Annotated in this window: 4 protein-coding genes, 1 tRNA gene, 3 rRNA genes and 1 pseudogene; 8 read left to right on the forward strand and 1 reads right to left on the reverse strand. The window is 63.7% G+C overall.

Annotated features, from left to right (window positions below; genetic code table 11):
• Positions 1 to 17: 17 nt before the first annotated feature.
• The 8 genes from thyX (at position 18) to R2B38_RS31225 (ending at position 10,332) form a co-directional block, all read left to right on the forward strand.
• Positions 18 to 779: an FAD-dependent thymidylate synthase gene (thyX, locus tag R2B38_RS31190; RefSeq protein ID WP_318019194.1), complete on the forward strand. Its 762-nt coding sequence runs from the start codon at positions 18 to 20 to the stop codon at positions 777 to 779.
• Positions 780 to 990: 211 nt separating this feature from the next.
• The gene (gene dapA / locus R2B38_RS31195; protein ID WP_318019195.1) at positions 991 to 1,890 is read left to right on the forward strand and encodes a 4-hydroxy-tetrahydrodipicolinate synthase; all 900 of its coding nucleotides are present in this window, start codon (positions 991 to 993) and stop codon (positions 1,888 to 1,890) included.
• A 128-nt stretch (positions 1,891 to 2,018) separates the two neighbouring features.
• Positions 2,019 to 3,704 carry a ribonuclease J gene (locus R2B38_RS31200; protein WP_033284980.1) on the forward strand — a complete coding sequence of 562 codons (1,686 nt, stop codon included), beginning with the start codon at positions 2,019 to 2,021 and terminating at the stop codon, positions 3,702 to 3,704.
• 505 nt (positions 3,705 to 4,209) lie between these two features.
• Positions 4,210 to 5,736, forward strand: a 16S ribosomal RNA gene (locus R2B38_RS31205).
• A 315-nt stretch (positions 5,737 to 6,051) separates the two neighbouring features.
• Positions 6,052 to 9,177: ribosomal RNA gene (locus R2B38_RS31210) — 23S ribosomal RNA — on the forward strand.
• A 91-nt stretch (positions 9,178 to 9,268) separates the two neighbouring features.
• A 5S ribosomal RNA gene (gene rrf / locus R2B38_RS31215) occupies positions 9,269 to 9,385 on the forward strand.
• The 16S, 23S and 5S rRNA genes sit together here, the layout of an rRNA operon.
• 113 nt (positions 9,386 to 9,498) lie before the next feature.
• Positions 9,499 to 10,161 (forward strand): DegT/DnrJ/EryC1/StrS family aminotransferase, encoded by a 663-nt coding sequence (locus tag R2B38_RS31220; RefSeq protein ID WP_318021844.1) that lies wholly within the window; start codon positions 9,499 to 9,501, stop codon positions 10,159 to 10,161.
• A 95-nt stretch (positions 10,162 to 10,256) separates the two neighbouring features.
• Positions 10,257 to 10,332 (forward strand) — tRNA-Thr (locus tag R2B38_RS31225).
• 59 nt (positions 10,333 to 10,391) lie between these two features.
• Here R2B38_RS31225 and R2B38_RS31230 read toward each other — a convergent pair.
• Positions 10,392 to 13,141 (reverse strand): annotated as a pseudogene (locus tag R2B38_RS31230) (SpoIIE family protein phosphatase).
• Between the last annotated feature and the right edge of the window lie 291 nt (positions 13,142 to 13,432).

Below are 13,432 nucleotides of genomic sequence, written 5' to 3' on the forward strand. Positions count from 1 at the left end.
GCTCGCCAGGAGCTCAGATGGGAAGGACCTTCCGAACCGTGACCCCCACATCCGACGACGATTTCAAGATCGACCTCCGCAGTGAAGTCAGCGTTGAGCTGGTCAAACACAGCGCGGGGGACTCCGACGTGCTGTTCGCAGCCCGTGTGTCGACCGTCGGCGAGCAGTCCCTGGACGAGATGGGCAAGGACCCTGAGCGTTCCAAAGGGCTGATCAATTACCTGATGAGGGATCGGCACGGCAGCCCGTTCGAGCACAACTCGATGACCTTCTTCATCAGCGCTCCGATCTTCGTCTTCCGCGAGTTCATGCGGCACCGAGTGGGCTGGTCCTACAACGAAGAGTCGGGACGCTATAGGGAGCTGCAGCCCGTGTTCTACGTGCCGGACACGTCGCGCAAGCTGGTCCAACAGGGGCGGCCCGGCAAATACGTGTTCGTCGAGGGCACCCCGGAGCAACACGACTTCGTGGAGCAAGCCATGGAGGAGTCGTACCGCCAGGCGTACGGGACGTACCAGGAGATGCTCGCCGCCGGCGTCGCCCGCGAGGTCGCCCGCGCGGTGCTCCCCGTAGGCCTGTTCTCGTCGATGTACGCCACGTGCAACGCCCGCTCGCTGATGCACTTCCTCGGCCTGCGCACGCAGCACGAGCTGGCGAAGGTCCCGTCCTTCCCGCAGCGGGAGATCGAGATGGTCGGCGAGAAGATGGAGGAGCAGTGGGCCAAGCTCATGCCGCTCACCTACGCCGCCTTCAACGCCAACGGCCGTGTCGCCCCGTAGCGCACCTCTGTTTGCCGGTCGGGCACACATGTACGGATGGGCCGCGCGAAGTGTCCGTATTGCGGCATTTGGAGAAGTTCATCTAGCCTGATCAAACGGACCCGGCACTGCTTGAACCCCCGAGCAGGCAGTGCCGGGCTCCATATTTGTCACGACTTGTCGCCTGCCCCTAAGGCAGACCCCGCATTGAGCAGCGAGTAGCGTGTTACCCATGGCTCCGACCTCCACTCCGCAGACCCCCTTCGGGCGGGTCCTCACCGCCATGGTCACGCCCTTCACGGCGGACGGCGCACTCGACCTCGACGGCGCTCAGCGGCTCGCGACCCACCTGGTGGACGCAGGCAACGACGGCCTGATCATCAACGGCACCACCGGTGAGTCCCCGACCACCAGCGACGCGGAGAAAGCGGATCTCGTACGAGCCGTACTGGAAGCGGTCGGAGACCGCGCCCACGTCATCGCTGGCGTCGGCACGAACGACACCCACCACAGCGTCGAACTCGCCCGCACGGCCGAACACACCGGCGCACACGGCCTGCTCGTCGTCACGCCGTACTACAACAAGCCCCCGCAGGAGGGCCTCTACCGGCACTTCACGACCGTCGCCGACGCCGCCGAACTGCCGGTCATGCTCTACGACATCCCCGGCCGCAGCGGCGTCCCGATCGGCACCGAGACCCTGGTCCGACTCGCCGAGCACCCCAGGATCGTCGCCAACAAGGACGCCAAGGGCGACCTCGGCCGCGCCAGCTGGGCCATCGCCCGGACCGGCCTGGCCTGGTACTCAGGCGACGACATGCTGAACCTGCCGCTGCTCTCCGTGGGCGCGGTCGGCTTCGTCTCGGTCGTCGGCCATGTGGTCACACCTGAACTGCGCACCCTGGTGGAGGCGTATGTCTCCGGTGACGTCCAGAAGGCCACCGAGATCCACCAGAAGCTGCTCCCCGTCTACACCGGCATGTTCCGCACCCAGGGCGTCATGACCACCAAGGCCGCGCTCACCCTGCAGGGACTGCCCGCCGGACCGCTGCGCTCACCGATGGTCGAGTGCTCGCCCGAGGAGATCGCCCAGCTCAAGATCGATCTTGCCGCCGGCGGGGTACAGCTCTGACAACGGACTTCACAACTGAATACGCGGGGCTTCGGCGCCCGCACCACACATCCGACAACTGCATTTGCACGAACGTCATGCGCGCCACGTGCCCACAGGTACGTGGCGCGCATGGGTAGGAGAGTCTTTTGAGTCATCCGCATCCTGAACTCGCCCCGCCGCCCAAGCTCCCCGAAGGCGGCCTGAGGGTCACCCCACTCGGCGGCCTCGGGGAAATCGGCCGGAACATGACGGTCTTCGAATACGGCGGCCGTCTGCTCATCGTCGACTGCGGTGTGCTCTTCCCCGAGGAGGAGCAGCCCGGAATCGACCTGATCCTGCCGGACTTCACGTCCATCAGGGACCGCCTCGACGACATCGACGGCATCGTCCTCACGCACGGCCACGAGGACCACATCGGCGGTGTCCCGTATCTCCTTCGCGAGAAGGCGGACATCCCCCTGATCGGCTCCAAGCTGACCCTCGCCCTCATCGAGGCGAAGCTCCAGGAGCACCGCATCCGGCCGTACACGCTCGAGGTCGCCGAGGGGCACCGCGAGCGCATCGGCCCCTTCGACTGCGAGTTCGTCGCGGTCAACCACTCGATCCCGGACGCGCTCGCGGTCGCCATCCGCACCCCCGCGGGCATGGTCGTCCACACCGGCGACTTCAAGATGGACCAGCTCCCGCTGGACGGCCGTCTCACGGATCTACACGCGTTCGCCCGGCTCAGCGAGGAGGGCATCGACCTGCTCCTCGCCGACTCGACGAACGCCGAGGTCCCGGGATTCGTCCCGCCCGAGCGCGACATCTCGAACGTCCTGCGCCAGGTCTTCGGCAACGCCCGCAAGCGGATCATCGTCGCGAGCTTCGCCAGCCACGTCCACCGCATCCAGCAGATCCTGGACACGGCCCACGAGTACGGCCGCAGGGTCGCCTTCGTCGGCCGCTCGATGGTCCGCAACATGGGCATCGCCCGTGACCTCGGCTATCTCAAGGTCCCGCCGGGCCTGGTGGTGGACGTCAAGACACTCGACGACCTCCCGGACAGCCAGGTCGTCCTGGTCTGCACGGGCTCGCAGGGCGAACCGATGGCCGCCCTGTCCCGCATGGCCAACCGCGACCACCAGATCCGCATCGTCGCGGGCGACACGGTGATCCTGGCCTCGTCGCTCATCCCGGGCAACGAGAACGCGGTCTACCGGGTCATCAACGGCCTCACCCGCTGGGGCGCCAACGTCGTCCACAAGGGCAACGCCAAGGTCCACGTCTCCGGACACGCCTCGGCCGGCGAACTGCTGTACTTCTACAACATCTGCCGCCCGAAGAACCTGATGCCGGTCCACGGCGAATGGCGCCACCTACGGGCCAACGCCGAGCTGGGCGCCATGACCGGTGTCCCGCACGACCGCATCGTCATCGCCGAGGACGGCGTGGTCGTCGACCTCATCGAGGGCAAGGCCAAGATCTCGGGCAAGGTCCAGGCGGGCTATGTCTACGTCGACGGCCTCTCGGTCGGCGATGTCGGTGAGCCCGCGCTGAAGGACCGCAGGATCCTGGGGGACGAGGGCATCATCTCGGTCTTCGTCGTCGTGGACTCGTCCACCGGCAAGATCACGGGTGGCCCGCACATCCAGGCCCGCGGCTCCGGCATCGAGGACTCCGCCTTCGTGGACGTGGTCCCGAGGATCACGGAGGTCCTGGAACGCTCGGCCCAGGACGGCGTCGTGGAGCCCCACCAGCTGCAGCAACTGATCCGCCGCACCCTGGGCAAGTGGGTCTCCGACAACTATCGGCGCAGGCCGATGATCCTCCCGGTCGTCGTGGAGGTCTGATCGTCGTACGACCTCTCGTACGCGTGAACCTGGAGCGGGCCGTCTCGATTTGCATCGAGGCGGCCCGCTCCAGTACGTTTACGGCTCCGCCTGAGGGGGAACCCGGACACTTCGCGTGTACGGGAGCCACTCCCGGAGGGCCGGAAAATCCGACTCAGAACTTCTGATAAAGTCGGAGCCGCCGGAAAGGGAAACGCGGAAGCGGAAACCTGGAAAGCACCGAGGAAATCGGAGCCGGAAACGGTCTGATAGAGTCGGAAACGTAAGACCGAAGGGAAAAGCCCGGAGGAAAGCCCGAGAGGGTGAGTACAAAGGAAGCGTCCGTTCCTTGAGAACTCAACAGCGTGCCAAAAATCAACGCCAGATATGTTGATACCCCGTCCATCGGATTCTTCCGGTGGCAGGGTTCCTTTGAAGAAAACATACAGCGAGGACGCTGTGAACGACCATCCTATTCCGGTGGTCGTTCCGCTCTCGTGTATGTGCACCGGATTACCGGTAAACATTCACGGAGAGTTTGATCCTGGCTCAGGACGAACGCTGGCGGCGTGCTTAACACATGCAAGTCGAACGATGAACCACTTCGGTGGGGATTAGTGGCGAACGGGTGAGTAACACGTGGGCAATCTGCCCTGCACTCTGGGACAAGCCCTGGAAACGGGGTCTAATACCGGATAACACTCCCGCACTCATGTGTGGGGGTTAAAAGCTCCGGCGGTGCAGGATGAGCCCGCGGCCTATCAGCTTGTTGGTGAGGTAATGGCTCACCAAGGCGACGACGGGTAGCCGGCCTGAGAGGGCGACCGGCCACACTGGGACTGAGACACGGCCCAGACTCCTACGGGAGGCAGCAGTGGGGAATATTGCACAATGGGCGAAAGCCTGATGCAGCGACGCCGCGTGAGGGATGACGGCCTTCGGGTTGTAAACCTCTTTCAGCAGGGAAGAAGCGAAAGTGACGGTACCTGCAGAAGAAGCGCCGGCTAACTACGTGCCAGCAGCCGCGGTAATACGTAGGGCGCAAGCGTTGTCCGGAATTATTGGGCGTAAAGAGCTCGTAGGCGGCTTGTCACGTCGGGTGTGAAAGCCCGGGGCTTAACCCCGGGTCTGCATTCGATACGGGCTAGCTAGAGTGTGGTAGGGGAGATCGGAATTCCTGGTGTAGCGGTGAAATGCGCAGATATCAGGAGGAACACCGGTGGCGAAGGCGGATCTCTGGGCCATTACTGACGCTGAGGAGCGAAAGCGTGGGGAGCGAACAGGATTAGATACCCTGGTAGTCCACGCCGTAAACGGTGGGAACTAGGTGTTGGCGACATTCCACGTCGTCGGTGCCGCAGCTAACGCATTAAGTTCCCCGCCTGGGGAGTACGGCCGCAAGGCTAAAACTCAAAGGAATTGACGGGGGCCCGCACAAGCAGCGGAGCATGTGGCTTAATTCGACGCAACGCGAAGAACCTTACCAAGGCTTGACATACACCGGAAAGCATTAGAGATAGTGCCCCCTTGTGGTCGGTGTACAGGTGGTGCATGGCTGTCGTCAGCTCGTGTCGTGAGATGTTGGGTTAAGTCCCGCAACGAGCGCAACCCTTGTCCTGTGTTGCCAGCGTGCCCTTCGGGGTGACGGGGACTCACAGGAGACCGCCGGGGTCAACTCGGAGGAAGGTGGGGACGACGTCAAGTCATCATGCCCCTTATGTCTTGGGCTGCACACGTGCTACAATGGCCGGTACAATGAGCTGCGATACCGTGAGGTGGAGCGAATCTCAAAAAGCCGGTCTCAGTTCGGATTGGGGTCTGCAACTCGACCCCATGAAGTCGGAGTTGCTAGTAATCGCAGATCAGCATTGCTGCGGTGAATACGTTCCCGGGCCTTGTACACACCGCCCGTCACGTCACGAAAGTCGGTAACACCCGAAGCCGGTGGCCCAACCCCCTTGTGGGGAGGGAGCTGTCGAAGGTGGGACTGGCGATTGGGACGAAGTCGTAACAAGGTAGCCGTACCGGAAGGTGCGGCTGGATCACCTCCTTTCTAAGGAGCACTTCTTACCAAGAACCTTCGGGAACTTGGTCAGAGGCCAGTACATCGGCGAATGTCCGGTGCTGGTTGCTCAAGGGTGGAACGTTGATTATTCGGTGTCGCTGCTCATCTCGGGCTGCAAGTACTGCTCTTCGGAGCGTGGAAAGCTGATCACGAGTGACGGGGATGCCGGGCACGCTGTTGGGTGTCTGAAGGTACGGCCGAGAGGCTGCCTTCAGTGCCGACCCCGGTAAAACATCGCGTGAGTGGTGTGTGACGGGTGGTTGGTCGTTGTTTGAGAACTGCACAGTGGACGCGAGCATCTGTGGCCAAGTTTTTAAGGGCGCACGGTGGATGCCTTGGCACCAGGAACCGATGAAGGACGTGGGAGGCCACGATAGTCCCCGGGGAGTCGTCAACCAGGCTTTGATCCGGGGGTTTCCGAATGGGGAAACCCGGCAGTCGTCATGGGCTGTCACCCTTGCCTGAACACATAGGGCAAGTGGAGGGAACGCGGGGAAGTGAAACATCTCAGTACCCGCAGGAAGAGAAAACAACCGTGATTCCGGGAGTAGTGGCGAGCGAAACCGGATGAGGCCAAACCGTATGCGTGTGAGACCCGGCAGGGGTTGCGTATACGGGGTTGTGGGATCTCTCTTTCACAGTCTGCCGGCTGTGAGGCGAGTCAGAAACCGTTGATGTAGGCGAAGGACATGCGAAAGGTCCGGCGTAGAGGGTAAGACCCCCGTAGTCGAAACGTCAACGGCTCGTTTGAGAGACACCCAAGTAGCACGGGGCCCGAGAAATCCCGTGTGAATCTGGCGGGACCACCCGCTAAGCCTAAATATTCCCTGGTGACCGATAGCGGATAGTACCGTGAGGGAATGGTGAAAAGTACCGCGGGAGCGGAGTGAAATAGTACCTGAAACCGTGTGCCTACAAGCCGTGGGAGCGTCGCTGTATGTGCTTGCACATACAGTCGTGACTGCGTGCCTTTTGAAGAATGAGCCTGCGAGTTTGCGGTGTGTTGCGAGGTTAACCCGTGTGGGGAAGCCGTAGCGAAAGCGAGTCCGAACAGGGCGATATAGTAGCGCGCTCAAGACCCGAAGCGGAGTGATCTAGCCATGGGCAGGTTGAAGCGGAGGTAAGACTTCGTGGAGGACCGAACCCACCAGGGTTGAAAACCTGGGGGATGACCTGTGGTTAGGGGTGAAAGGCCAATCAAACTCCGTGATAGCTGGTTCTCCCCGAAATGCATTTAGGTGCAGCGTCGTGTGTTTCTTGCCGGAGGTAGAGCACTGGATAGGCGATGGGCCCTACCGGGTTACTGACCTTAGCCAAACTCCGAATGCCGGTAAGTGAGAGCACGGCAGTGAGACTGTGGGGGATAAGCTCCATGGTCGAGAGGGAAACAGCCCAGAGCATCGACTAAGGCCCCTAAGCGTACGCTAAGTGGGAAAGGATGTGGAGTCGCAGAGACAACCAGGAGGTTGGCTTAGAAGCAGCCACCCTTGAAAGAGTGCGTAATAGCTCACTGGTCTAGTGATTCCGCGCCGACAATGTAGCGGGGCTCAAGCGTACCGCCGAAGTCGTGTCATTCCAGCAATTAAGCCCCAACGGGTGCTGGGATGGGTAGGGGAGCGTCGTGTGCCGGGTGAAGCCGCAGCGGAAGCTAGTGGTGGACGGTTCACGAGTGAGAATGCAGGCATGAGTAGCGATACACACGTGAGAAACGTGTGCGCCGATTGACTAAGGGTTCCTGGGTCAAGCTGATCTGCCCAGGGTAAGTCGGGACCTAAGGCGAGGCCGACAGGCGTAGTCGATGGATAACCGGTTGATATTCCGGTACCCGCTGTGAAGCGTCAAACATCGAGCATCGTGATGCTAAGGCCGTGAAGCCGTTCCGGACCCTTCGGGGAATGGAAAGTGGTGGAGCCGCCGGCCCAAGCGGTTAGTAGGTGAGTGATGGGGTGACGCAGGAAGGTAGTCCATCCCGGGCGGTGGTTGTCCCGGGGTAAGGGTGTAGGACGTGGTCCAGGTAAATCCGGATCACACATAGTCTGAGACCTGATGCCGAGCCGATTGTGGTGAAGTGGATGATCCTATGCTGTCGAGAAAAGCCTCTAGCGAGTTTCATGGCGGCCCGTACCCTAAACCGACTCAGGTGGTCAGGTAGAGAATACCGAGGCGTTCGGGTGAACTATGGTTAAGGAACTCGGCAAAATGCCCCCGTAACTTCGGGAGAAGGGGGGCCATCACCGGTGAGAGGATTTACTCCTTGAGCTGGGGGTGGCCGCAGAGACCAGCGAGAAGCGACTGTTTACTAAAAACACAGGTCCGTGCGAAGCCGTAAGGCGATGTATACGGACTGACGCCTGCCCGGTGCTGGAACGTTAAGGGGACCGGTTAGTCACTCTTCGGGGTGGCGAAGCTGAGAACTTAAGCGCCAGTAAACGGCGGTGGTAACTATAACCATCCTAAGGTAGCGAAATTCCTTGTCGGGTAAGTTCCGACCTGCACGAATGGCGTAACGACTTCTCGACTGTCTCAACCATAGGCCCGGTGAAATTGCACTACGAGTAAAGATGCTCGTTTCGCGCAGCAGGACGGAAAGACCCCGGGACCTTTACTACAGTTTGATATTGGTGTTCGGTTCGGCTTGTGTAGGATAGCTGGGAGACTGTGAACTCTGGACGCCAGTTCAGGGGGAGTCGTCGTTGAAATACCAGTCTGGTCGTGCTGGATGTCTAACCTGGGTCCGTGATCCGGATCAGGGACAGTGTCTGATGGGTAGTTTAACTGGGGCGGTTGCCTCCTAAAGAGTAACGGAGGCGCCCAAAGGTTCCCTCAGCCTGGTTGGCAATCAGGTGTTGAGTGTAAGTGCACAAGGGAGCTTGACTGTGAGACCGACGGGTCGAGCAGGGACGAAAGTCGGGACTAGTGATCCGGCGGTGGCTTGTGGAAGCGCCGTCGCTCAACGGATAAAAGGTACCCCGGGGATAACAGGCTGATCTTCCCCAAGAGTCCATATCGACGGGATGGTTTGGCACCTCGATGTCGGCTCGTCGCATCCTGGGGCTGGAGTCGGTCCCAAGGGTTGGGCTGTTCGCCCATTAAAGCGGTACGCGAGCTGGGTTTAGAACGTCGTGAGACAGTTCGGTCCCTATCCGCTGCGCGCGCAGGAACATTGAGAAGGGCTGTCCCTAGTACGAGAGGACCGGGACGGACGAACCTCTGGTGTGCCAGTTGTTCTGCCAAGGGCATGGCTGGTTGGCTACGTTCGGGAGGGATAACCGCTGAAAGCATCTAAGCGGGAAGCCTGCTTCGAGATGAGTGTTCCCACCCCCTTTGAGGGGTTAAGGCTCCCAGTAGACGACTGGGTTGATAGGCCGGATCTGGAAGCCCAGTAATGGGTGGAGGTGACCGGTACTAATAGGCCGAGGGCTTGTCCTCAGTTGCTCGCGTCCACTGTGTTGGTTCTGAAACCACGAACAACCCCATTGCCATGGTCACGGTGATGGTGCGGTTGTCTGTTTCATAGTGTTTCGGTGGTCATAGCGTGAGGGAAACGCCCGGTTACATTCCGAACCCGGAAGCTAAGCCTTACAGCGCCGATGGTACTGCAGGGGGGACCCTGTGGGAGAGTAGGACGCCGCCGAACAAATATTGAAAGGGTTGGATCCTGAACTTCGGTTCGGGGTCCAACCCTTTTTTGTTGTGCGTCACTTGAAGTTCACGTTGCGCAATCACCATCCGAGCATGGGTACTGCTGCAATGCTCAGGGCCGCAGGCGTCGGACTCGGTGACGAGGTCGTCGTGCCGGCGTTCGGGAACGTGGAAGTCGCCGAGGCCGTCACCCTGGCGGGTGGCCTGCCGGTGTTCGCCGACATAGATCCGGTGACCTACTGCCTGGACGTGTCCGCTGTCGAAGCGGCCGTAACTCCGCGTACCGCGGCGATAGTTGTCGTACATCGATTCGGTCGGTCCGCTGATGTCGGGCGGTTGCTCGGGGTTGGGCAGCGGCATGGGCTGCTGGTGTTGCAGCAGGGGGAGTCCGAGGCGCCGTACGACGAAGTCGCTCAGCGGCGGGAGCGGGCTGCCTATCTTGATGCGAAGTTGCGTGGGGTGCGGACGCCCGATGGCGGGGACGGGCACACCTACCAGCAGTATGTCGTGCGGGTGCCGGGGAACGGGCGGCCGGATCGTGACGCCTTCGCTCGGGCCGTGCGCGGTAGGGGAGTTGATTGCCGGGTGCCGGTGAAGACTCCTGTGCATCGGCTGCCGGAGTTCCGGCGGTGTGTGGCTCTGCCGGAGACCGAGCGGGCCGCGGACGAGACACTCGCGTTGCCCGTGGACGCCTCGTTGACTAAGCGGGAGATGCAGAGGATCGTTTCTGCATGCAACGCGCTCGGGGGACTGTTGCAGCCCGCTTTCTGATCGAGTCAGGGTCGGGAGGCGGTGGTTGGGCGCACGGGCCTGTTCGGGGTATGATTCTTTTCGTTGCCGCGAGGGAAACCTCGGGAAAGCGACAGGCCCTCTTAGCTCAGTCGGTAGAGCGTCTCCATGGTAAGGAGAAGGTCAACGGTTCGATTCCGTTAGAGGGCTCCAGATGCCAGAAGGCCCCGCCCAATTGGGCGGGGCCTTCTGCGTGTTCGGGGTCGCGCAGGTCAGTCCTTCTGGAGACCCGGGACGCGCATCGCGAGGATGGCCATGTCGTCGGAGGGGGCGTCCGAGGCGAAGCGTTCGACCGCGCGCATCACGCGGGCCGCTACGGCTCCCGCTGTGAGGCCCGTACAGGTCGTGAGGACGTCGGTGAGGCCGTCGTCGCCCAGCATGCGGGTGCCCTCGCGGCGCTCGGTGACGCCGTCCGTGACGCACAGGAGGACGTCTCCGGGGTCGAGGGTGACCGTCTGCTCGTAGAGCTCCAGGTCGTCCATGACGCCGAGGAGGGGCTGGGGTTCGGCGGCCGGTTCGACGGTGCCGTCCTGGCGGAGGCGGAGCGGGAGGGGGTGGCCGGCGCAGACCACCTTCAGTTCGGCGCTGCCGTCCTCCTGGGGCCACAACTCGCCGTAGAGGAGCGTCAGGAAGCGGCTGCGGGCTCCCTCGTCGAGGATCGCGGAGTTGAGGCGCTCCAGGACGGCGGGGCCGCCGAAGCCCTCCCTGGCGAGCAGGCGGAGGGCGTGGCGGGCCAGGCCGGTGACGGCGGCCGCCTCGGGTCCTGTGCCGCAGACGTCGCCGATGGCGAAGCCGTAGACGCCGTCTCGGATGGGGAACAAGTCGTAGAAGTCGCCGCCTACTTCGTTGCCCTCGCCGGCCGCGCGGTAGATGACCTCTACCTCGACGCCCTCGATGTGCGGGAGGTCGGGGGCAGGAGGCTGCGCTGGAGGGACTGGCTGATGGCCGTGCGCTCCGAGTACAGGCGGGCGTTGTCGAGGGCGAGGGCGGCTCGGCGGCTCAAGTCCTCGGCCAGTTCCAGGATTTCCTGGCGGAAGTGTTCGTCGGTTGGCTTGCCGAGGGTCAGCATGCCGATGACGCGGTTGCGGGCGACCAGGGGGAGGACGACTGTCTCGCCGCCAACTGCGGAGGCCGTGGCGAGAGTTGGGCCGATGCCCGAGCTGACGCGGCGGGTCGGTTCGCCGAGACCGAGGCTGCGCATGGAGGTGCGCAGGGCGGCCTGGTGGGCGGCCTCGGCGGGGGCGGCCCAGACGCGGGCGCCGGGGGTGGGGACCGGGTCCGGAGGGGCGATCTTCGAGAGCAACGACTTGATGCCGTCGATGAGTTCCTCGTCCTCGTGCAGGACGTAACTGAGGTACGGGTCCGAGGACTGGTCGGCGATCGTGTAGACCGCGCACCAGGTGGCGAGGGTCGGGACCGTCATCTGGGCCATCAGGGCCAGGGTTTGGTCGCGGTCCAGGGTGCCGGCGAGGAGGTCGGAGGCCTCGACCAGGAAGCTGAGGGAGCCGCGGCGCAGGCGTTCCAGTTCGCCCAGGCGGGCGGATTCCACTGCCAACGCGATGCGGTCGGCGGCGAATTGGAGGCGGAGCGCTTCTTCGTTCGAGTACTTGTTGGGGCCTTCGGCGGCGACTCCGAGGGAGCCGGTGAGGCGGCCCTCCACCTTCAGGGGGACTGTGACGACCGAGCGCATTCCGGTGCCGCTGAGGAGCGGTACGGCGCCGGGGACCGCCTGGAGGTCCTCGTGGACGGCCGGCATGCGGGCGGAGCCGTAGCGGCCGGGGCCCGCCTCGACGGGCACGCGCGCGAAGCGCTGGCGGGCGGAGGGCAGGCCGGTGGAGGCGCGGACCTCCAACTCCGTTTCGTCGTCGGTCGCGAGGAGGAGGAAGGCGGAGTCTCCGTCGAGCATGTCGCGGGCGCGCTCGACCGTGCGCTGGAGGAGGCCGTCGAGGTCGTCCGGCGCCGGGGAGCCGATGAACACCTCGAAGGGGTCGGTGTTCTGGCCGTCCGGGGTGGACGCGGCGTCGGGGGCGGGGCCGCGCAACGGGGTCTGCAGAACCGCGCGTTCGTGGTCCCTCACCAGGAGGCACACGGTTGACGGCTCGCCGTCCGTGTCGCGGACGCGGAGGTGGGAGGCGTAGACCGGGGTCACGCGGCCGTCGGCGCCGCGGATGCCGTAGGTGCCCTCCCAGCGGGAGAGGCGGAGGGCCTCGGCGATGCCCGTGCTGGTGCCCGGGGTGTGCGGCCAGGCGGCGAGGTCGGTGAGGGGCTTGCCGGTGACCTGCTCGGCGGCGTAGCCGAAGAGTTCCTCGGCGTCCTCGTTCCAGGACGCGATGGAGCCCGTACGGTCGATCTGGACGACCGCGACGCGGACTCTGCCGTCGGCGAGGGGGAGCAGGGCGGCCGGGAGGGACGGGCCGGCCGCGCGGGTGCCCACCGGGCGTGCGGGGAGGTCGAGTTGGAACCAGACCAGCTTCTTCGTGGGCGTGTAGTCGACGCCCCAGCGGCTGGCCAGGGCCGCGCACAGCTGGAGGCCGCGGCCGCCCTCGCGGTCGGGGCTGCTCATGCTGATCGCTGCCCCCTGGAGGGGGATCTCGCGCTCCGGGTAGTGGTCGGCGACCTCGATCCTCGCGCCGTCGTCACTCCGTAGGCACAGAACGTCCGCGGCCGTGCCCGCGTGGACGACGGCGTTGGTCACCAGCTCGCTGGTGAGGACCACGGCGTCGTCGATGATGTCGGCGAAGCCCCAGCCCTGAAGGGTGTCGCGGACGAAGGACCGCGCGGTGGCGACCGATCGTCCGACGGGCTCGAAGCTGGCGGCCGCGCGCGCGGTGATCACAGAACTCCTCGGCCTGTTGTCGGCGGGCAGGTCACCATGGCCGATCGGCGCCTGCCGGGGCACCGGCTGGTTTCCGGTCGGCGGGGGATCCTGGGGCGTTCCCCCAGGATGCAGTCCGGTGGTCATGGTGCGGTGCCCCTCCGATGCCTGCCCGCTCGTGCTCGTGCCACCGCCCAGGCCGGACGGAACCGGCGCGGCTGGACAGCCGCATGCAAGGTTACTTACCTTCACCGTCCATGCGGATGCCGGTCCGCAGTGTTTCCGTCCCCAGGGTGTGCGGACCGTGTGCGAAGCTGCCGAACTGTTATGGCCTGGTTCAGGCAGGGTGAAACACTGGGCAGGATTCTGGTGAAGGTCCGGGCAGGCCGGGTGTCTTCTGTGGACGGAGGACACCACACCTTGTTGAAGCCCGGTAAA

The organism is Streptomyces sp. N50 (assembly GCF_033335955.1).
GTDB lineage: Bacteria > Actinomycetota > Actinomycetes > Streptomycetales > Streptomycetaceae > Streptomyces.